The 21,981-nt window shown below is 30.3% G+C and carries 16 protein-coding genes; 3 read left to right on the forward strand and 13 right to left on the reverse strand.

The features are described from left to right. Positions 1-20: 20 nt before the first annotated feature. Together BKM63_RS16340 and BKM63_RS16345 are read right to left on the reverse strand one after the other, a co-directional pair. Positions 21-1,535: a transglutaminase-like domain-containing protein gene (locus tag BKM63_RS16340; RefSeq protein WP_071637653.1), complete on the reverse strand. Its 1,515-nt coding sequence runs from the start codon at positions 1,533-1,535 to the stop codon at positions 21-23. A 49-nt stretch (positions 1,536-1,584) separates the two neighbouring features. Continuing rightward, positions 1,585-3,213: an O-antigen ligase family protein gene (locus BKM63_RS16345; protein WP_165608782.1), complete on the reverse strand. Its 1,629-nt coding sequence runs from the start codon at positions 3,211-3,213 to the stop codon at positions 1,585-1,587. 540 nt (positions 3,214-3,753) lie between these two features. On the opposite strand from BKM63_RS16345, the gene BKM63_RS16350 reads away from it, so the two are divergent. From BKM63_RS16350 to BKM63_RS16360, 3 genes are all read left to right on the forward strand, one after another. Continuing rightward, positions 3,754-4,851 (forward strand): tetratricopeptide repeat protein, encoded by a 1,098-nt coding sequence (locus BKM63_RS16350; RefSeq protein ID WP_071637655.1) that lies wholly within the window; start codon positions 3,754-3,756, stop codon positions 4,849-4,851. A 109-nt stretch (positions 4,852-4,960) separates the two neighbouring features. Beyond that, a complete protein-coding gene (locus BKM63_RS16355; protein ID WP_123907084.1) occupies positions 4,961-5,683 on the forward strand; it encodes a hypothetical protein in 723 nt (240 codons plus the stop codon). A gap of 265 nt (positions 5,684-5,948) precedes the next feature. After that, a complete protein-coding gene (locus BKM63_RS16360; RefSeq protein ID WP_071637657.1) occupies positions 5,949-6,344 on the forward strand; it encodes a response regulator in 396 nt (131 codons plus the stop codon). A gap of 497 nt (positions 6,345-6,841) precedes the next feature. Here the strand turns inward: BKM63_RS16360 and BKM63_RS23665 are convergent, their stop codons facing one another. From BKM63_RS23665 to BKM63_RS16420, 11 genes are all read right to left on the reverse strand, one after another. Continuing rightward, positions 6,842-7,342 (reverse strand): TlpA family protein disulfide reductase, encoded by a 501-nt coding sequence (locus tag BKM63_RS23665; RefSeq protein WP_071637658.1) that lies wholly within the window; start codon positions 7,340-7,342, stop codon positions 6,842-6,844. Positions 7,343-7,604: 262 nt separating this feature from the next. Next, a complete protein-coding gene (locus BKM63_RS16370) occupies positions 7,605-7,916 on the reverse strand; it encodes a DUF4369 domain-containing protein (protein WP_071637659.1) in 312 nt (103 codons plus the stop codon). 109 nt (positions 7,917-8,025) lie between these two features. After that, entirely contained in the window at positions 8,026-9,633 is a 1,608-nt protein-coding gene (locus tag BKM63_RS16375) for a vitamin K epoxide reductase family protein (RefSeq protein ID WP_071637660.1), read from the reverse strand. 14 nt (positions 9,634-9,647) lie between these two features. Beyond that, a complete protein-coding gene (locus BKM63_RS16380) occupies positions 9,648-10,706 on the reverse strand; it encodes a TlpA family protein disulfide reductase (RefSeq protein WP_071637661.1) in 1,059 nt (352 codons plus the stop codon). A gap of 383 nt (positions 10,707-11,089) precedes the next feature. Then, a complete protein-coding gene (locus tag BKM63_RS16390; protein WP_071637663.1) occupies positions 11,090-11,467 on the reverse strand; it encodes a helix-turn-helix domain-containing protein in 378 nt (125 codons plus the stop codon). Positions 11,468-11,852: 385 nt separating this feature from the next. Continuing rightward, complete coding sequence (locus BKM63_RS16395) at positions 11,853-13,148, reverse strand: HlyD family secretion protein (RefSeq protein ID WP_071637664.1); 1,296 nt, start codon at positions 13,146-13,148, stop codon at positions 11,853-11,855. A 2-nt stretch (positions 13,149-13,150) separates the two neighbouring features. After that, on the reverse strand, positions 13,151-15,343 hold the full coding sequence (locus BKM63_RS16400; protein ID WP_071637665.1) for a peptidase domain-containing ABC transporter: 2,193 nt from the start codon (positions 15,341-15,343) through the stop codon (positions 13,151-13,153). 9 nt (positions 15,344-15,352) lie between these two features. Further along, entirely contained in the window at positions 15,353-16,567 is a 1,215-nt protein-coding gene (locus BKM63_RS16405; protein WP_071637666.1) for a DUF6625 family protein, read from the reverse strand. A gap of 198 nt (positions 16,568-16,765) precedes the next feature. Next, positions 16,766-18,010 (reverse strand): lanthionine synthetase C family protein, encoded by a 1,245-nt coding sequence (locus BKM63_RS16410; RefSeq protein ID WP_071637667.1) that lies wholly within the window; start codon positions 18,008-18,010, stop codon positions 16,766-16,768. A gap of 9 nt (positions 18,011-18,019) precedes the next feature. Continuing rightward, positions 18,020-18,883: a carboxypeptidase-like regulatory domain-containing protein gene (locus BKM63_RS16415; RefSeq protein ID WP_071637668.1), complete on the reverse strand. Its 864-nt coding sequence runs from the start codon at positions 18,881-18,883 to the stop codon at positions 18,020-18,022. Then, positions 18,876-21,980, reverse strand: a complete 3,105-nt coding sequence (locus BKM63_RS16420) for a lantibiotic dehydratase (RefSeq protein WP_071637669.1) — start codon at positions 21,978-21,980, stop codon at positions 18,876-18,878. The genes BKM63_RS16415 and BKM63_RS16420 overlap by 8 nt, the downstream gene beginning before the upstream one ends. Position 21,981: the final 1 nt, after the last annotated feature.

Below are 21,981 nucleotides of genomic sequence, written 5' to 3' on the forward strand. Positions count from 1 at the left end.
AAGTTTTATTCCGGCATAAACTAATACCAAGTTCTGCTGCCGTCATCTTCAATTGTAAAAGGTCTTTCTAAATGTTTGGTATCACTTGCCACAAGGAGAAGTAAAGCGTTTTTTGGAACTTTCTCAAACTTCAATTCTGACAAAGCAGTGGTAACATTATGAGCACCTGCTATTTTCCAGCCGTCCTGCCAGTAGAACAATTTGTATGAAACCCCCAGTTTAAATTTTAAGTATTTCTCTTTTTCTGCCAGAATAATATCTCGTCTTTGATTAAGATCAGGAATCAATACTTTATTATCATTTTGACCTATAACCAAAGGAGGACCGGCAGGAATGAGTTTTCCATTAGTAAAATACTGGGGAATGATTACTGTTTCTTTACATAAAGAGGTGAAAACGGTTTCATTATTTATAATTGCACCCCACCAGAAAGGCTGCCATATTAATCCGTTAAAGGTTGTGGCATAAACAATTTTTGATTGTTTTTGCGTTTGATAAAGAGAACAGCTTACATCTCTGGTGTCCCAGAAATCTTTAGTTACATCAATATAGTTTTCCTGTTGCAGTATTCCAGGGGGAATGTTATTGCTGTCTTCAAATGCAGCCAGTGTATTTGGATTTTTAGAGTAGGTTATTCTAAGCACTTTCGAAGGTTCTCTTTGTAGTTTTTCATCAAAACTTTTGGCTCCGTAATCACAATAGTACTCTTTCATTTGATCTCCAAAGAAGGTATTCATAAAATGTCCTCCAGTGGAAGTGGCCCAAAAGGGAATTACATTCACTGTGGCAGGAACACCTTGCGATCGCATAATAAATACACCCAGATCTGCTATATCGGGACAAGGGCCCTGTTTTCTTTGCAGCAATTGTAAAGCACTAAGCCTCGGTAATGGTTCTTTTCGCTGCTCACCCCACGTGTTGGTAAACCATTTCTCATAATCATCTTTTACATAAGGAAGTACCTGACTGAATTCTTTTGAGGATATTTGTTTATTTATCCATTTAAATTTTTCTGAATATATACTTCGCCATTCCTGAAGAGGTTCCACATCTATGCGGTAAGGAAGTATATATTCACAAAAGTCCGTAAAGGAAATATTTTTCAATTCAGTCTCTTTCCAGGCTTTGAATGCATTTTCTAAATTTTTTATGAGAAAATCTGCTTGTATGGTTTCTATATCTTTAGAAATAAAAGATTTCGGTTTTATTCCTGGATTTTGTTCTTTCAGTTTTACAAAAGCATTCTTAGCCTCTTCAAAATCAGGATATTTTAGTTCACTGTATTCTATTTTCTGGCCTGAAGCATCTTCCCAGTAATAATCGGAAGTATTGTGAATATCCATATTTGTTATCAGAAACTCCATGGCTTTCAATTTAAGCTCGTTTTTTGTGTCTGAACTGTATTTCAGGGCTTTTTCAAGTTGAGGTCTGTTGTTTCCTGCTTTTTTTAAAGCGGCTTCGATCTGGTCTGGATATTGTGCAAACACAAAAGCAGGAGATAGTATGAAGATTAATTTAAGTATTGTTTTAAGCATGGTTATTTGTTAGATTTATTAGGTATTTATGATAGTTTTAGGTTTAAAATTAGAAAGGACTTTTCTGTTTTTGGATACTGGCAATTTTTAGTAAATTATGGCATATGTTTTTATAACTATTAACTTTTTCAGAAGGTATTTTAGGTTTCATTTTAATAATTTGAGTTGCTAGATTCAAAGCTTCTTCAGTATTCCTGTTTTTTAAGTAAACTTGCAGTAATGCCATTCGATAAACAAATCTGGAAGGATCCAAAGCAGTTAGCATTTCATATTCTTTTATTGCCTGTGGATATTGATTCATTTTTTCATAGCATACACCGCTGCATGAATAAAGTTCAGGAAGTGAGCTGGCTTTCTTTGCTTTTTCAAAATAATAAATGGCTTTTGAATACTCACCCAGGTCCATGTAAATCCTGCCATAATTTTCCCAGTAAAGGCTCTGAGTACCAATTTTTTTCTCTAATCCGGGCATAACTAAAAGAGCTTCTTTGGAGCGTTTTGCATTTCTCAACGTTGCGGCCTTTTGATTAAGCCTGTCTGAATAAGCTGTGGAGGTAATAGTGTAAAGAAGATAAACACATAAGCAAATGACCGAGAACATAGAAAACAACGAAGCAATTCGGTTTCTTTTCAGAGTTATGTTTTGAGAAATTACTTGTACAGGCTGATGCATACTTGAAATTATAGAGCTATAAATAATTAGCATAAAAATCAATGGAATTATCTGCAAGGTGGAATTTACCATTGACATAGCTATGAAAGAACCCGCGCCGGCATAAGCGACACCCATAATTTTTTTGTTAGAAGATCTCACAGTTTGTACTGGTATTGAATTTTCAATATTTGTTTTCTCATTTTTAAATCTTAGAAACAATGAAGTAAAAAAAGAACAAGCAAGAAAAAGTCCTATGATACCTCCTTCAGCGAGATTATGTATAATCTCATTGTGAGGCATTATTACAGGTCCGGCATTTCTAATTTCCTCATCTGATGCAGCTCCTTTTCTGATATAATCTGCCTGAAATAAATTATATTCTTTTTCAAAGTTACCGTAGCCGTATCCTGTTAAAGGCTTTTCTAATGCCATCTCAAGAGACAGATTCCATATAAATTTTCTACCATCGGCCGATTCTTTTTTGGCATTATATAGACTAATGCAAGTTGGAGTTAATACGAGAATTGCAAGAACAATTAATGCCTTAAGCGAGTTTTTATTTTTTTTATTTCTGGTCCAGTCCAGTAAACGGAATTCTAAACTGTAATAAATTAAAGAGCAGACAAAAAAACCTATAAAAGCTGTTCTGCATTTTAGCATTAGTAGGACAGCGGCAAGAGATACAATATTTAGAATAATTAGATTTCTAAATCTGCTGCGAAGAAGAAAGAAATTTACCGGTAAGGTTAAAGATAAAAATATGGCTGTTACATTTGGATTATTCCAGGTTCCTGTCACTGTATAAAAATTATTTTTGCTCTCCACAAAGCCAAAGAACTGGAGTATACAGAAAACAGACTCTAATGCTGCAATAACGGCTATTCCATATAACAGTATATTAATATTAATGACCTTGGTTTTGAGCAGGCTGGTGCTAACATTCAGGAGCAGATATAATGTAATCATCTGGATTGTAATCTGAGCAGATGCCGCATTGTCTGCAAAACGTATTAGGATATACATACACCAGATTCCAAACAAAATATTTATAGGGTTTAAAAATGTGTTTTTATCTGATTTATATATAGTTGCTGAAATAATAAGCATTAGAGAAAAGAAAGTGAAAGCGTAATATGGCGAGCTCTGAGGTTCATAAAAATAATCTGTTGTAACCAATGTCGCTAATAAAATGTTTAAAAGCAAGAACGTTAAAAATAAATTCACAGCCTTTGTTGAAGAATTCGTAAGTTTCAATTTTATGGTTTTTGTGTTAAATAGGAGACAAATCTATAATATAATGTTATTGTTTTTTGTTATATTGTAATTTTTAGTGAATTATCTTATAAATGTATTTTTTACTGTTTTTTTTTAAAAGAAACGTGGATTAAACACTTGTTAAAATGTTTATTTGTAAGAAAATAGTAATTTTACTGCTTCTGTGATTTTAAATTATGAGAACTTTTTGACATAAAAACAGTAAAAAAAAACTGCTAAAAAGGATTTTTTGACCTATCGAAAATTTAGTTATAGTTAAAATGACTATTTTTGAAAAAATTGAGGATAATGAAATTATTGAAATTTTTATTTGTGCTGTTTTGTGTATTGTTAAGTACTGCTAAAACTTTTGCAAAAAAATATATTCCGGAAAGTGAGATTGAGTTTGAGTCCACTACAACGTACAAACTGCTCAAGATGGACACTGTTTTTTATGGAAATAATGAAAAGGAAATAGCCTCCTACAAAAAAATGTTTAATAAAGCTGTGAATAGGATTAAAAATAAATTTACGCTTGACGATATTAAAAATGGAGATTCACTGACAGCGGTGAGCGTACTTAAAATAATCGACAGTATATTAACTGAGGAAAAATTTCTTTTTAAAACCGGACAAGAAAAGCACTTTGATTTTTTAACCGGTGCTATGAGGGAACAGTTTTATTTTGAAAGCGCAGGGCTGAGAAAGAATAATTACAGAGAAAAATACTGGTTTGCCGGAAAAGAAGAATTCTGTCGATTTCTTGACTGTGATCTCTATTGTGAAATTTATGTTGGAATAGGGCAGATGGCAGGACTTCCGCTTAAAATGGTCGAGATTCCAAGCCATAATTATATAAGATGGCTATTCAAAAATGGAGATTATATTGTATGGAATGGAAATGACGGTAAAGCTTATGTTGAAAAAGAGATGGAATGTTATTATAAGTTAACGGATAGCAATCAGCGCCATTATCTTTTTAATTTTAATGAAAATAATATTTTAGGATACTATCAGTTTTTGATAGGAATGAATTTCCATTTCCGAAATACCGTGAATCTCAAACGGGCAAAAGAGTTTTACAAACGTTCTATTGAGCTTGACAGCGATAGACCATCGACACTTAATAACTATGTGTGGCTGCATATTATGAATCCCCAATTGGATAATAGTTTCAAAGATGAAAATATGATGAAATATATTGACAGAGCCATTTTTCTGGAAAATAATTTGAATTTTTATGATGCAAAAGCTTGTCTTTATGCACTTCAAGGGAATTTCGATGAAGCGTTAAAGGTAGAGAGTGAGGGATTAAAGCTGTCGTATGATCCCTTTTTTAAAAGAAAAAAGGCTCAAATGCATTTTCAATGTTTTTTAAATAAAGAAATATGCAGAGAGATATTATAATAGGCACTTTCCATGCTTATAAGCATTCTATTTTTTTACATAACAGCTAATAGGAGCTAAGGTTGAAATTACTATATTTGATTTTAGGTCAAACCCTATATAACAGTTAATGATTTATAATAAAGAAAATTTCCCAAGAATATCTTCTCAACGCAATCTAACCGCTACCATATTGGTTTATATCATGTTTGGATTTTTGTGTATGGCGATGCTGGCTTTGTTTATTGGGATTCCCTTAAGTATTCAGCTGGAGCATAATAGCCATTTATCTAATGGTGAGATGATTTTCAACTTAATTTATTTCCCTATTCTGCTGTGGGTTATTTGGGCCTTTTACAAGAATTCGTACAAGCGTCAAAAACTTAAAAAAATTATCCTCATTTCTGTAGATCAGTTTGGCATACATTACCATCAATATGATGGCATTGTTCAGACTCTTTCATACAAACAGCTCGAACACAGCACTGAAGCCTATGTAAGTGATATCGATAGGAAAATTGGAACAAAATATTCTCCTGGATATATTTTCGGTTTTAAGGATGGGAAACAGATTCCTATTCATTTTTCTAAACCGGATAATGGGATGACTTATATCCCAAAAAACAAGTACGATTTAATAGGCCATTTTTTGAAAGGCGTTACTTTATTTTGTCCCCATATCAAAATTTCTCCGGCTGTCTATGCTGATTATTTTATAAATCCCGATACTTTTGAATTCAATAAAAAAGCCCAAATAATTACCTATATCCTAATTTTTTTAGGATTTCTTATCATTCTTATTGCGGTTGATTTGTTTACAAAATACACTAAAGGGTTTTCGATATTGTTTTAAATAAAGGAATGACTAAACAAGCAAAAAAACAACAGAGAAAGTCATCTTATATTTTAATTTAAAAATAAAAAAATCAAAACAATCGCTGCTTGCATTTATCAATTTAAAAGGTAGAATGTAAGTTATTACAAAGTTTTTCAGAGTTATTACAAATTAGCATTCCTGCTCTTTGATGTAGTTTTATTTTGTTATAAAATTGTACCGAATTTAAGGCAGTTACTGCCTTATTATAGAACTTTTTTTTACTAAAAAAATTAGTTGAGGAATGAAATACAAAAATATATTACTAGTCAACGATATAAATGATGATGCAGAGACTTTTGTATTAGTCCTAAATGCAATTAATAATAAAATTAAATCATCAGTAGAAAGTAGTGCACTTGAAGCTCTAAAAAAGCTTCAGGACTCAAGATTATCACCAGATATAATTTTCCTGGATTATAACATGCTGTATCTTGATGGAACTGGATTTCTTAAATTACTTCGTGATATTAAAGGGTTGAAAAGGATTCCGGTTGTACTTTATTCCCGAAATTCAGGACTTATGCTGGAGGAAGCAATAACCAAATTCAAGAGAGTGAAGTTTTTAAAAAAGAGTGCAAATTTCAGTAAGCTTTTTAAATCCCTGCAAAAGATAATTATGTGTGAAAAAAGGATATAATAGCTTGAAATCATTTTTCACATTTCTTAAGTTTATGAATTTGAGATAATTTTGAAGAAAATACTAATAAAATACCCCTTAATCATTATAAGTTTAAGGGGCGTCTTTTTTGAGAAACTTTGACAAATATTTGCTAGTAATAAATTATTTGTCACATAATAATACTGTTACTAAATTATAACAATACAAAAATAAAGTTGTCTATCAAAGACAATATTTGCCACTAGGGCAATTTGGCTGATTAATAGCGCATACAGTGCTTCCACAGTCAGATCCTCTATTGCAGCTAATACATTTCGATCCGTACTCGTATCCTCCAAAGATTTCTCTTAATTCTGATCTTTTTAGGAACTTAGCTCCTTGGCTTAAACTCATTTTTTTCATGGTTTTATTATTTTTTGTTTGCCTACTCTAGTTTACGTATTTTCGGTTTCCTACGGTTTTGTTAATTTTTCAATATCTGCTTATTTTTTACATGTATTATGCGGCCTTTTTAATCAGTCATATTGATTAATTAGTAAAGATTTTAAAGCGTCAGGTTCAATATTAATTGCAATAATTTTTCCTTGTTTATCAATTAGAAAATTTGATGGAATTGACCATAGATTGTATTGTCTGGCAATAATTCCAGAAAATTCACTTTGATCAATAACATTAATCCAAGGCAAATTATCTTTTTCTAAAGCTGTTTTCCATTTACTTTTACTTTTATCGAGGGAAACTCCTATAATTTCAAAAGAATGTTTTTTAGAAGATTCATATACTTGTTTAAGTTTTGGAAATTGTCTTCTACATGGAGCACATCCGCTTGACCAAAAGTCAATTAAAAAATATTTTCCTTTAAGATCACTGGAATTAAATAATTTATTATTAGAATCTAAGAGTTCAAAATTGAATACGTCATCTCCAATTTTAACTTTATTTTCGATTAAAAGGTTTTTTTCAATTACTTTATTTGTTGTTTCATCTTGATATGCTTTGTCAAGTTTGCTATACAATCTGTAAAGTTCTGATGGATCAAGATTTTTATTCCATGAAAGACCTGCTAGTAATGATCCGCTATATAAATTTTGTGGATTTTCTTCGATTATACTTTCAATTTTTTTAATATTTTTTTTATCCCAATTTGGATCATTTTTATATAATAATTCAAAATTTTCGTAATCATTTTGAATAATTATTGTTTTAGTTCCTTTTACAAATTCGGGATTAAAAAAAGTGATATCATTGTTGTTTATTCTTTTAACAATTTCATTTAACTTAATTGCAATATTTGTATTTTCTAAGTAAAAATTCTTTCTTCATTGCAGTAATTTTTCCCTTACTGCTAAATGTTGCTATCGCTTCATTTGATTTAATGAATCCCTTAAAATGAAAGTGCTTATTTTGAACCAGACAGCTGTCAATTATGTCTTCATATTGTAAATAAAGATAGCCCTGATAATTATTTTTAAAATGTCCATCCAGACAAAATGTTTTGTTAGATTTTTCCTGAGCAACACTGTAATTGGATAATGATAAAAAGGTATAGAAGAGTATATATGAAATATTTTTTGATGTATTAAATTTCATTTTTTGTAATATATAAAGTTATTTTATCTAACTAATGACCAAATTATCACAAGATATTTTTGTCTTGTTTTCTAGATCTAAATTTTAATGCCAAGAATGAAGAAACAATTTAAAATTCGTTTAAAACTAATGATGGATTTAAGAAAAAATTGGAGTCATCTATTAAATCATTTATAAAATAAGAGAGTTGTTTTCTGTCGAATTCTTTGGGGAATAAAAATGAATTTATAATAATAGCGGGCGTAAAATTTAAATTATTAGCTTGATTCCAAGCAAATTGTTCTTTAAGAATTTGTACAGTTTCTACATTGTTAAGCAACAGATTGTTATCCGTTTTTATTTTGTGTTCATCTTTATTTTCAAACCAATTTTTCATTGCTTCTCTAAAAGCAATTTGCCCTTGATTGAGATAAATTGAAACTAATTTGTGATGTATTCTTGTTGATTTCTCGTCGCTCTCATTTTCATTAAAATTGAATCGCAGATCAAAGTATATACCTTCACGATTTTTATGTAATATTTCTTCCATAATAGTATGCATCTTACTGCAATGTCCACAGAATGGATTAGAGATAACTATTATTTTTAAGGATCCATTTTCATCTCCTAACAGAATTGGTGATGAAATACTTTCTGTATATGCAATTTGTGTAGAATTCAATAAGGTATTTTTAAAGATGGAATAATTTCGCATAAAGCGACTTCCTTCTATTTTAAATTCTTTTAAGTTTTTATGATTTGTTAATAATGCTTTTAGGTTAAGCCACAGAAAGAAAACGGAAATAAAAACGAAACCAAAAAGAATAATGCCATTTGTTGAAATAGGGGCAAAAGTTGGTTTTAAGACAGTAATAAATATATTTTCCAGTATAGTTATTCCAATAATGGTCAAGCATAGGGGGCACCATTTTTTCTCTACAAATTTTTGATAATAAATTGATGCAAATAAAACAGGTAAAGCTGCAAATAGCAAAATCTGCTGGATGCTGAAAAACATGTTGCTTTCATTGTAAAGAAGAAATAACAGTATTCCAATAAATTGAGACGCAAAGAAAACGATACTTAGATCGCTGAAATTTATAATTTTAAAAATTTTCCATTTTTCGGATTCCACTACAGTTGAACACTCTGTAGATGCCGTCATATTGCAAAAGGAGTCAATGATTTTAGCTTTCGTTCCAAATAAATCTTTTAAAGCTGCAATTGAAAATAGAATACCAACTGCAGGGAATAGAAAAAAGAGTTTGGTTGCTATACTTTCATTAAAGTTTGCCAAAAGAAGTAAAAAAGCAATTATTGGTAAGAAATAATAAAACTTTGATTTGCTGCTTTTTTTACTGAAATTTTGAGGTTCTGAATTTTCTATTAATAAGACATACTTGTTCCATCGGCTTTCAATTTCTGATCTGGAAATTTCAAATGTTTTATTATTTTTATTAAAAAAATATCTATTTTCTTTTTTTTCCAGAAAATAATATTGTGGCTGGGTGTTTTCAACTTTTAAAAGAGCAACAAAATAATCTGCCAGATTATCTATTTCTGATGATGGTAATTCAAGGGCTCCATTTGGTATATTGAAGAATGTTAGTGCGTCAACAATTGACAATAATGATGGATAATCAGGATGCGATTGAATCTGAAATAAAAATTCGGTTTTATCAATTGATAATTTTTCTTTCTCTATGTATTGAAAAAGGTAATTAAAATCTTCAGTCATTGGTTAGATAGTTATTAAAGGTTTTCAGATAAAAATTTTTCTAAGTCTTCTGGTGTAATATTTTTTTTAATTACATTATGGTCTTTATCTATTAAGAAGTTAGTAGGGAAGGAGATTATTTTTTCTCTAGCAGCTATTACAGCATTTTCATCGAGATAATTTTTCCAGGGTATTTCATATTCCACGATTCTTTTCTGCCAGTATGGAACTACATTTTGCGTTTTATCAGTTGAAATCGCAATTATATTGAAGCTTTTAGCATAATAACGGTTATAAATTTTCTTTAGAGAAGGCAGTTGTTCCAAACATGGACGGCATCTGCTAAACCAAAATTCGATAAGAGTATATTTAGAATCAGGAATATTTAAAATTTCTGTTTTTAAACTAGTGTTCTGTAAAGACATTTCTGGAAATTTCCGGCCCTTTCTTATTAATGTGTTTTTTAATTCTGCGTTTAAAGTGAGCCATAATTTTTGCTTTTTAATGGAGTGAGAAAATGAGTTTAGAGTAGTTTCATATAAATCACTATATCCCTCAATATTGTATCGTTCAATTAAAAACCAAAGAGCAACGTATGAGTCCGGATTTTTTATTACATATTTATATAGTTTTTTATCAAACATTTCGGAATTGTTATAATAAAAATGTTCGAAATTATCAGATGAATTGGCAAGTATAAAGGGGATGAATTTATTTTGGTATTCATTTCCCGTTTTACCAATTACTTCACCTTGTTTCGTTATCATATCAGATACTATTATTGAAGTGGTTGATTGGTCAATAAAGTATTTTCCGTTTCTAAATAATATAACATCTTTTTCACTATTCATGGAGTATGAATACATTTGCGGGCAGCTGAAAATTCCTTGAATGTTGAATTTATTATTATTTATTGCAGAAGTCAATTTGGTATTGGCATAGTATTTTTCATCTATTATCCCTGCAGAAAAGACTATAGTATCTTTTTCATAATTTTTATCGGTTAATATTTTTCCCTGTATATTGGCAGAATTTTGAGAAAAAAAATTACCCGAGTAAATGAAAAATAGTAAGGTGAATATATGTTTTAGCATTTTTATAGTTCAAAAATTAAAAATGAGTAAATCAGGTGCAAAATCCCTGCACCTGATAAGACCTTTTTATGCTATGCAGCAAGTACTGCAATATCCATGTCCATCGCCTGTAAAAACAGCACAACCCTCTGGACACTCTCTTCTGGTGTTACATAATCCTGGAGTGTACCCGCCAGCGATAATTCTCATTTCAGACCTTGTCAGAAATTTAGCGCGATTGCTAAGACTCATTTTTTTCATTTTTTTGTTTTTTAAATTAAGCCTACTCTAGTATACGTCTTTTCAGCCTACTACGGTTTCCATGTTTGTTGATGAGTAAATAATCTATTTGTTCTAAGAAGTTCTGAGTAATTATTTGTTCATTGAAAAAGCAATTGTTGACTTTAAATTTTTTGAGCAAATTCATTTACAACTTTAGAAAGTTTTGATTTTAATTTTTTGTTCTCAAATTCAAGTTTTTCAATATATTTTCGCATTATTATGAGGGTGAATTCGATGTTATCATTCTTATAATTTGAGAATTCATTGTAAATGTTTTTTTCGGTTTCGTTAAGTAACTGGATATTCTCATCAGATTCATAAATCATAGCTAAATCAGTTTCGAGAATGTTAGCAAGTTTATTCCATTCTGCAGTAGATATTTTGGTGGTGCCACGCTCGCGCCGACTGTATTGAGATTGAGAAATTCCTAAAAGGTGAGCCATTTCTTCCTGGGTAAAATTTTTCTCAATACGCTTAAGAGTCAATTTTTTTTTTAGCATTTTTGTTTGTGGTTTTTTATTATTGTAATTAGTAAAGGGGGTAAGAATAGTGTGTTTTATTTTCTGAAAATTATCTCGAAAATAGGGACACTTTTTTCTTAGTTTTCATGTTTTTGAGGTGCTGTATTTAATAGGATTATTTGTAAAAATATATAAATTAATCTTTTATACTATATTATTTGTGCAATAAAAACACTACAAATAACACTACAAAAACACATCATTTCCTGCCTTTTGTAATGATAATAATTTCAATAATTTCTTATATTACTCGATATTTGTGTAAACTATTCCTTATTTCTTGGTAAAAATCAATATTTAGTAAATCATCTTTATAAATAGTAAATTTTTAATACTGTTTATTGAGAATAAGTCATTTGTGATTTTAAAACTGCTCGAAAATGCTTTTGAACTGATATAAAACTCTTTCAAGTAAACGTAAATCTTCAGTGACAATCTGAGCAGTTCCTTTCATTTCCTGTTGAAAGGCAATCTTTTTTTTGTAAGAAGTAGTTAGTCCATCTGGAAGAGAAATATCGATAAGTAGATTAGCATCTTTATCAGGTACTAATGATATGTTTTTAATTTCTCCTTTTAAAATTCCAAATTCTCTATCCGGAAAATTGTCTAATCTTATATTGACGACCTGGCCTATTTTTATCTTTCCTGAATTTAATGCCGGTGCTTTTACTTTACCAATAAAACTATTTTTTGCGTCTGGAATAATTGAGAAAACATTATCTCCGGAATTTATAGTTTGATTTTCTGTCCACACCTGTAAAAAAGTCACGACGCCACTTACCGAAGATTTTAGTGTATAAGTAAGTTCCCAGTCTTTTATTACCTTTTTCAAGTTATAAAATGATTGCAATACACCAGTCTTCAAATTAACTTTGTCTTTAGTATTATTTATTTCTAAATTTTGACGCAATTTTGAATTGTTTACCAAAGAAGACTTTAATTGAGAAATTGAGGATAAAAGGCTTCGGTAATTTTTCTCTGCCTGTAATAGATTTAGGTTTTTAGTCTCTATTTCCTGATCTGAAATAATGCCTTTATCGTGTAAAGTTTCAAAACGGGAAACCTCTTTTTTTTGTAGCTCTAACTCTCTTTGATTAATCTCTTTCTGCTGTTGAAGTATATCCAGTCTTTCCTTTATTTGAATCATTTCGGAATATTGTGCCTTATTTTCAATTTCGAAAGGATGTAAAGTTTTATTCAACTGTTCAGCCTGATAATCCTTTTTAAAAACTGCAAAAGCACTTTCGATCTCGCCCAATTGCATATTACTCAATAATTCAAAAGGAAATTCTTTCTTTGAGGCGTTGATATTATAATCGTCAATTTTACTTTTTAATAAAAAAACGTCTCTGTAATCAGCTGTGTTTTCTATAATTGCAAGAGTACTGTTCTTTGATACTTGACTTTTGTTTTTTATCAAAATTGCTTCAATTCTCCCAGATGATTTTGAGACAATTTTTTCAGGCGGAATATGAGTTGTAATTACAATCTCAGAATTTACTACATCTGGATATTTTATAAACCAGGATGCAATAAATAACATTGTAATGATGATAAAAATCAAAACAGTTCCCCATCTGATCATCCAATGGGGCACTTTGGTAAGAATGTCCTGAACCTCTTCACTTCTTAATTCAAATGTTGCATTATCTTTTGTCATATTTAATTTCCTAGTTGTAATTGATTTCTAACCAGCTCGAAATAATTTCCCTTCTGTTCTACTAATGCCGAGTGTGATCCTATTTCAATAATTTTCCCTTTATCCAGAACTACAATTTGATCTGCATTCATTACCGTACTCAAACGATGAGCAATAACAACTACAGTTTTATTCGTAAAAAAAAGATCAAGCTTTTGCATAATTTCTTTTTCATTATTAGCATCTAATGCGGAGGTAGCTTCATCAAAGAAAAGTATTTCCGGATCTTTATAAACGGCTCGAGCAATAAGCAGTCTCTGTTTCTGTCCCGTACTCATTCCGGTTCCTTCGGCACCAATTTTTGTATTATAGCTCAGCGGAAGACTAGTTATGTAGTCTTTAATATTGGCCACATCGGCTGCATAAGCCAGCCGATTCTTATCTATTTTATCTACCCCTATAGCAATATTATTGGCAATAGTATCGTTAAAAATAAAACCTTCCTGCATTACGGCTCCAATATTAGAGCGCCAAGCTTTTTGCGAAATATTATGAAGTTGTAAATTACCAATGCTGATTTCTCCTTTTTCCGGCTCATAAAATTTAAGTAATATTTTCATGAGCGTCGTTTTTCCACTACCACTTACTCCAACTATTGCCGTTACTTTGTTTGCAGGAATTATTAAACTTAAATCATTTAGAACTGGAGTATCCGATCCTAAATATCGGTATGAAAGCTTTTTTATTTCAATATTTGAATTATAAGGAACCTCATCTGTTTGATTAGTTTGCTGCTGTATTTCATCTTCTTTGTCATGTATTTCAGATAATCTCGCCAGGGATATTTTTGCATCCTGAAGTTCACGTACAAATTCGATAATTTGGGCAATTGGACCATTTAGACTTCCTACTATAGAACTGATTGCAAGCATCATCCCCAAGGTTATCGAGCCGTCAATGACTAATTTCGCCGATAAGAATATGATGAAAATATTCTTCAGCTCATTAATAACAGAAGATCCTATACTTTGTGTTTGTTCGAGAATCAAACCTTTTATCGAAACCCTAAAAAGTCTTGCCTGCACATATTCCCATCCCCAACGTTTTTGTTTTTCTGCATTATGAAGTTTTATTTCCTGCATTCCATTTATAAGTTCCATAACTTTGCTTTGTTCCTGTGAAACTTCCGAGAAACGTTTGTAGTCCAGCGTTTCACGTCTTTTTAGAAATAAGGTAATCCATCCAAAATAAAAGACGCTTCCTATAAAAAACACAAAAAATATCTGAAGATTAAAATATGCCAATACACCTCCCATTATTATCATATTTGTTATTGAAAACAATACATTAAGTGAGGATGTAGTCAAGAGACGTTCTATTCTACGGTGATCATTTATACGCTGCATAATGTCTCCAGTCATTCGAACATCGAAAAAAGAAATAGGTAAATTCATTAATTTAATAAAGAAATCAGAAATTAATGAAATGTTTATCCTGGTAGAAAGATGTAATAATATCCAACTTCTGATGAGCTCTAAACCAGTTCTTCCTGCAAATAAAAACAATTGCGCAAAGAGTATTAAATAAATAAAATGTATGTTTTGATTCTGAATTCCAATATCAACAATACTTTGGGTTAGAAAAGGAAAAATTAATTGTAATAAACTGCTGGCCAGAAGCCCAATGCTTAATTGGAGTAAAAAAGATTTATAGCGAATAATATACTTCGAAAGGAGCCCAAAACCCAAGCCCTTATTATCTTCTTTATCAATATCAGATTGAAAAAACTTTGGAGTAGCTTCAATTATCAATGCTACGCCTTCTGGTGTCTGCTTATCTGCATTATTACCAATCCAAAATTTTAAAAAATCTTTTAGATTATATTCTATTAAACCAAATGCCGGGTCTGAAATATAATAGGCGTTATTTTTTATTTTGTATAGTACGACATAATGATTCTGGTTCCAGTGCAGAATACAAGGAAGAGGAACTTCATTTAGTTTTTCTGAATTTAATTTTAATCCTAATGTTCTAAACCCGATGCTCTCAGCAGCATCGCTCAAAAACAATAAGTTGCTTCCTTCACGGGTTGTTTCGCTGATATCTCTCAGCTGCTGAATATTCATTGTCTTTCCATAGTGCTTTGAAATGATCTTTAAACACGTAGGCCCGCAATCTTTATAGTCAGTTTGTATATAATTTGGAAAGTTTTTCAAAAGAATGGCTTATTTTTTTAGTTTACTGTAAATATTACCGTAACCAACAGTTGAAATTAAATTGAACCTGGAATGACTGCCATCCTTTTTGTCTTCTAATCTAAAAATAAAAGGTAGATTTTCGGCAAAAAAGTATTTTTTACTGAAAGTAAATTGATACAATAGAGAATAATCCGAATTTTGAAATTTTAAATAATTTTCACCTGTTGATGATTTTTTAGTAACTATAATTTTTATTTTACTTAGGTAGTACAAGTATTCACCTTCTTCAATACAATTGACAGTCTTTTTAAACAATTTTAAAGAAATAAAAGCATCACATCTTTTTAGGAAATTCCAAATTTTAGGTCTGATATTATCATCATACATTGATTTAGCTTGCATTAAAAAGGAATTGTTAGCGCGATAATCGTATTTGTCCAAATAAAAAGTATCCGGAATCTGATCCCATTTCATTGTATTGTTTGAGAATATATTCCCTTTGTAATTAAGGAGATGATAAAGCATTATCTCAAGTTTTCCTTTATAACTAAAAAGTCCATTCTCCCACAATAATTCGCCCGCTGTCCCTTCACATATTAAAAAATCAAAATGTGCTTTTAATCTTCCCTCTCTGTCTTCATTAAGAATAATATGCTGCATGCTTTCGATTTCGCACTCAATTTTAAAAATGTCTTCTTTTTCAATAATGGCTGATTGTTCGAAATTGGATTCATCAAATGCAAAGTTTTTTTCACTAGTAAAAATCATCTGATAGTCTTTACTTTTTTTAAATAAAGTGTTTACATATTCAGAGTTACGAAAGAGCATACAGCAGGCAGTTATAAAATCATGTCTAACACATATAGTGTCATATTCATCAAGAAGTTCATCAGTCATAAACTCTCTGATTCTTCCATAAATTACATCGATGTCTGTGATTCCCCAAAAGTCATATTCCTTTAAATAAGATGAAAATATGACACCAAATGCGGGTTTAAAGTCACAGAGTTTGTATGGTTTAGTCACTTCAATTTTAATGTTTAACTTTTCACTTGCCAAAGCATTAAAATCAGACAAGGTGAAGGGGATAATTTTAACGTTTTGTGGAATTTTATAATCTAATTGATTATCAGTAAAAATAAAGAAATCAACAGTTGGGTTAAATTCGCAGGATTTTATAAAAAATTTAAAAAACCAGGGAAATTTTCCCATGTAACAATTTACTAAAGCAATTTTTTTCATAAATGCAATTTAAAATGATATAATTAAGCGACTCATCTATGAGACTTTGCCTCTGTAGCTTCCTGAATTAAATACTATCAGAAGCTGTAAAAACAAAAAAATGGATAAAACAAAAACATACCTTTTTTACTTTCATGTAAGGGTATTGATGTTATGTTTTTTTATTGAATTAAACTTTAAGTTATAGAAGTTAAATTTCTACTGCTTTTCAATATTGATAAGTAAAAATTTGTCCCATGGATAAGCAAATTTGTTTTTATAGGAAAGGAGACAAAGTAAAACACCAGATAATCCCTGTAAAACTCCAGTAGTTGTAAATTTTTCTATATTTCCATTTTTTTCTATTACTGTCTGATAAACACCTGTCGAATCAAGATCAAAGTCTCTTTTCAGCATTCCTTCTGTAAACCAGTATTCTTTTCGTTCTTTATAAATAACATTCTCGAGTGTTTCGGATAATCTATTAAATAGGTGCATAGTCCCGAAGTAGCCGTGACAAATTCCATGTTCGTCCAGTAAAGCATTATTTGCATCTCTTGTAGCCGATTTTAAGCAGATCTTCTCACCAAAAGACGTCCATTGATCATTAGAGCAATATTTTCCAGCCTTTACTATTGCTAATCCCAATGCGGTATCACCATAGCACCAACCTAAACGGCTTACTTTTTGAAATTGTTCATTCTGATCCCATATTCCGGGGAATTGAGAGATTCCGGTATCATTATAATTTTTCTTTAAAAAGTTAACAGCTCCTTCGATCATCATATAACATTTTTCTACAGCTATTTTTTTTCTGTAAAATTCAGCCAGTATACTTATAATGCCAGACATTCCATGCGCCAGACCGAGATTAATCTTATTTTCCAGATATTCAAATGTATTACCGTTTTCATTGAAAGAATAAAAGACCCAGTGGCAGCACTTATCATCTGTCCAAACCGCCTGATTGTATAATCCTTCAATGTAGTGAGACAAATGTTTTTCTTTGGGATAAAAATGTAATAGATAAGTAGCAATTCCGGATGCTCCTCTTAGATAATCATATTCCTTATCATTTACAAAATATTCTAAACTGCCTGCTATTAAACGGTTCAGATCTTTAAACCATTCTTTATCAATTTTGCTTTCCTGCCCCAGATCATAAGAAGTCTGAAAAGCATAACTAATTCCGGAAAGCCCAAAAGCCAGTGTTGGGTCCAAATGTTTTGTTTCAATATCTAATAGAATATAGTTTAGACAGTCTTCTATCGCATTTTCTATCTTTTCTCTATTTGCAGGATTCAAATTGAATTTATAATAATATGACAGTGCTATTAAAATTCCTGGTTTGCCATGAATCAATGTATGGTCTGCAGTTGGAATACTTACTATAATGTTGTCAATCATTTGCTCCAGTAAAACATCTGTTATTTCTGGTGCTTGCGGATATATTTTTTCTAGCATATAAAAAAACTAATTACACATTGCATTTAAATACAAACTAAGATTTGTATCATCTTTTTTCCAAACATCTAATACTTTACTGCGATAAAAACTGGTACTTAGAGGAGAAACTCCAGCCGAAATTGAAAAAAGCCCCTTTTTGTTATCCATTTTCTGACTATGTATCCACTGGAGTGTTACGGCAATATTTTCATTCTCTTTGTCTATTGATATATCAAATTGCTTTAAATCAAACTTAAACCAACCCAGATATCCGTCTTTAATTTCTAAAATGATCTCTTTTTGAACAAGCAAAGTATCTGGAAGATTATTTTTGATGGAATAAAAATTCACCCTAAACTTTAGATCTTTGAAATCATTTGTACTAATATTAAAATTTAGATCTTCTATAGAACAATCTTTTTTTATACTTAGTTTCATTCCAATTTCTTTACTCAGCCTATCGTCAATTTCTTTTTCTGTTACAGAATAATAATTTCGATGCATCATTCCCAAACCTTTTGCGGTTCTGCCAATTTTTTTAGGCTTTGGTTTTTTGAGGCTAACTTTTACTTCTGCGAGCTGGTTTACAATGCTTTCAAGTTTAATTGTTTCTTCTTTTTTTTCCAAAAGGGCTTTAAGAGTTATTATACGATCTGCATAACCTAAATGGGAGAAGATTACTTCTTTATTAACATCTATATTAGAGTATATCTTTAAAATAAAGTCTCCGTTCTCATTTGAAACAGTTCCTATACTTTCATTTTGTATTCCGATATTCGTAAAAGAGACATATTCTCCAGTCTTAGCATCTACTGTTTTTCCTTTTATAATTGCCGTTTGAGTAAAAGCTTTGCAGGTCAAAAGCAGTATAAAAAAGAGAGATTTATTCATTGTTATGTTTTTTTAATTTTATTATTTTATAATATCTAATGAGTAAATCATAAATTATAATTTCTTGTTGATTTTGATCAGATTCAAAAAAACGATTAAGAAACATGTGGATATAATTTTCCGTGTCATATCTTATTTTTGCCTCATTAATTTCAGCAATTACACTGTTGTTTTTGAAAGAACGAATTTCAAAGAAGTCAAAAAAATGATGCTTAAAAGTTTGTTTATCCATCAGAATTTCAATGTTTTTTTTCTTTTCCTGAAAGAATGCTGACACTTTTTTATTTACCTGAGATCTATTTGATATCATACCATAATAATAATCTCTCAATTGCTCCAGTATTGTTATTTTCTCATTTAAATTCGTAGAGAAGTCATCTAATAAATGATGCACTCCTTGCATTGCAATTATCCATTTTTGCGTTTCCATATCATTTTTTTCGATCCATAATAATACATTCAAAACACAAATAGAGTCGTAATAGAAAATCTTTTCAGATAAGATCATACCTGTCTTTCCTCCATATCTTTCTATTTCTCTTTCATAAGTATCAATTTGAATTTTATCAATGATAAAAGAGTTTATTTCTTCCTGAAAACCCTCATTCAGACTGTTTAAAATAGACTCTAAATTTAGCTTGTCAGAAAAAAATCTTATCCTAAAGTGATATCCCGGATCCTTGTATCTGATAAAAAAGAAATGATCAAATGCTTTTATTGCAGAAAGTTCTGACAGAATTAAATTTAATTTTTCAAGGATTATTGAATCTGCTTGTTCGTTTTTGATGTAAATTTTAAAGTATAATGCCTGCTGGCTTGGAAAGACCTTAGTATGGTTAATAGTTTTATTTTCCTTTATGATTTGTCTTATATGATCGTTATCCTTTTTTTGTTTCTTTAATTGAGTTATTACCGGTAATATTGGAACATGAATTTCATGTGTTGACCTTCCATATTGATTTTGAATCAATGAATTTTCGTGATTGAGATTAATAGACTCTTCTAATGTGATGATTTTACCTTTAGTAAGTTCTTCATAAAGAAAATCAACACCAATTTTGGTGTTTAAGTCTAATGGAATAAAATTATCTCCTCCAGTACTTAAGGTTACGTATCTTAAAATACGATTTGAAAATATATAGTTTTTTAAAACAGAAACACTCCCTGATTTTGCAAAGACAGTGGCTGGGTCTATCATCCATCTTTCTTTTGATAATATAAATTCTTCGAGTTGTACTCTGGGTAAATGAGGCTTATTTTTCAGAAAACCCCAATTCCAGAAGCGGACATAATGATCATCTACTATTTCTCCCAAAAAATTATAAATAGAGCAGGTGAGGAGGGTAGTGTTCTGTGCACAGCTTAGTTTTGGTATTATCCTTTTATTTAACTTGTATGAATAAAGAATAATATTTCCATTTTCTATAAATAAATATAAATCATCAAGTGAAAGCTCCACGTCAGTTTGTTTATTATTCTGATCATAAATTGGAATGTAATAGTCGTAATGGTTTGGCCTTTGTGAAATGTTGCCTAATCTTGGTTGAGAGAAATGCCTTATTTCGCCATAAACTTCCTGATCTGATAATTGATTTTTCTCATAAAATGCAATATCAGACATATATTTTTCAATTTCTATGTTATTATACGCAAATCTACCTGCTGTAAATTGTGCAGTTCCCTTTTTTAAACCACTAATAAAAAAATCATGATTATCATCATCCTTGCGGTGCAGCTGTCCGGAGAAAAGAATACTATGTGATGGTTTATGTTCCAAGGGTTTTATAAAATCGAAATCAGAAGTTTTTAAGGTAATTGTGCCAGTATTATTCTTTAGATATAGTTCGTATTTATCTAATAAAAATTCATCCCATCTACTAAGTTTATAGTCATTAGGTACTGATTTCGTTTCTATTATGATGTCCTCGAGAAGGCTCGACTTAGCTCTTACAGTCAAATTAACAGGATATCCAATCCCGATTTCAACATCTAAAACTTCCAATAGAGGCATGGGAGTATTGCCATACCTGTTAAGAAATTCGTCTTTAAAATCTTTTAATTTAGTATTTACAGAAATCTGGGAATTTATTTTATTGAAAACATTTATTTTTCTTTTAATGCTTTCTTTTATGGAACTGGGTAAATTAAATTCTGTGCTCTGGATTAAATCAATCTGCAGGGCTGTTTTCTCTTTAGGACAGTAATTTTGTAATAAGGAATCTATTTCAGTAATAATTGTAAGACCTTGTAATGAATCTAGAGGTAAATTTGCTAATTCATTACATAGTTTTTCTACCTTTTTTAAAAGCGTAAAGATTTTATTTAGGATTTGGCTATTATTATGTTGCAGAGATTCTAATTGCTGAATTAACTTATTTTGAAAATTACTTGTTAGAATATCATATTGAAGATCACCAACAATAAGTTGAGAATCAATTAATTCATTTATGAAATCTTCAATGTCATTATCTTCGATGTCATCATCTTTTTTTAATACTAACCGGATATCATTTAGGTTTATTCCTTTTTTGCTTAATTCCAGGATTTCATCCAGAAAATCATTTTGATCCACTTTGGTCAATGCAAAGTCAAAGCTGTTTACAAGATCTTTTTTTTCAAAATATCGATATTTATTGTTTTTAGCATACAGAGTATTATTACAGTAATAAGTAAGTGAATCTTTTACAATAGGATCTGTATTTAGTTCTGTAAGTATATTAGAGAGAACTTCGCTATCAATTTTTACACTTCTTTTTTTGTAATTAATTTGAATATTTTCTTTTGGATTTTCCTTATAATAACCTATAGAAATTCCTGCCGATAAACCAAATGGAGTTGCTCTGTAAGACATTCTCAAAAAGTAGCGTATAAGCGAATTAGCAATCTTTTCTCCTTTTTTAGTATACTGTAAAGTATTCTCCTGCGAATATTTTATTGCTTGATTGTAAAGAACAAGTGAATTTAAATATATCGCTTCTCTAAAAATGGTATTTTTTTGAAATAAGTTATATATATATTGGCTAGGGTCTTCACTTCTATAAAATGTATTTATAAAATCAATTGAAAAATGTGGTGTTCTAATTAAAAATTTATTCATA

It is taken from the genome of Flavobacterium johnsoniae, assembly GCF_001879205.1.
GTDB classification, from domain to species: domain Bacteria; phylum Bacteroidota; class Bacteroidia; order Flavobacteriales; family Flavobacteriaceae; genus Flavobacterium; species Flavobacterium johnsoniae_A.

What these genes read in the sequence shown, in the direction of transcription:
- BKM63_RS16415 (WP_071637668.1), bottom strand. Translation starts at nt 18,883, where the DNA reads ATGAATAAATCTCTCTTTTTTATACTGCTTTTGACCTGCAAAGCTTTT.
- BKM63_RS16420 (WP_071637669.1), bottom strand. Translation starts at nt 21,980, where the DNA reads ATGAATAAATTTTTAATTAGAACACCACATTTTTCAATTGATTTTATA.
- BKM63_RS16405 (WP_071637666.1), bottom strand. Translation starts at nt 16,567, where the DNA reads ATGAAAAAAATTGCTTTAGTAAATTGTTACATGGGAAAATTTCCCTGG.
- BKM63_RS16355 (WP_123907084.1), top strand. Translation starts at nt 4,961, where the DNA reads ATGATTTATAATAAAGAAAATTTCCCAAGAATATCTTCTCAACGCAAT.
- BKM63_RS16370 (WP_071637659.1), bottom strand. Translation starts at nt 7,916, where the DNA reads ATGAAATTTAATACATCAAAAAATATTTCATATATACTCTTCTATACC.
- BKM63_RS16390 (WP_071637663.1), bottom strand. Translation starts at nt 11,467, where the DNA reads ATGCTAAAAAAAAAATTGACTCTTAAGCGTATTGAGAAAAATTTTACC.
- BKM63_RS16345 (WP_165608782.1), bottom strand. Translation starts at nt 3,213, where the DNA reads ATGTATATCCTAATACGTTTTGCAGACAATGCGGCATCTGCTCAGATT.
- BKM63_RS16410 (WP_071637667.1), bottom strand. Translation starts at nt 18,010, where the DNA reads ATGCTAGAAAAAATATATCCGCAAGCACCAGAAATAACAGATGTTTTA.
- BKM63_RS16340 (WP_071637653.1), bottom strand. Translation starts at nt 1,535, where the DNA reads ATGCTTAAAACAATACTTAAATTAATCTTCATACTATCTCCTGCTTTT.
- BKM63_RS16380 (WP_071637661.1), bottom strand. Translation starts at nt 10,706, where the DNA reads ATGCTAAAACATATATTCACCTTACTATTTTTCATTTACTCGGGTAAT.
- BKM63_RS16360 (WP_071637657.1), top strand. Translation starts at nt 5,949, where the DNA reads ATGAAATACAAAAATATATTACTAGTCAACGATATAAATGATGATGCA.
- BKM63_RS16350 (WP_071637655.1), top strand. Translation starts at nt 3,754, where the DNA reads ATGAAATTATTGAAATTTTTATTTGTGCTGTTTTGTGTATTGTTAAGT.
- BKM63_RS16395 (WP_071637664.1), bottom strand. Translation starts at nt 13,148, where the DNA reads ATGACAAAAGATAATGCAACATTTGAATTAAGAAGTGAAGAGGTTCAG.
- BKM63_RS16375 (WP_071637660.1), bottom strand. Translation starts at nt 9,633, where the DNA reads ATGACTGAAGATTTTAATTACCTTTTTCAATACATAGAGAAAGAAAAA.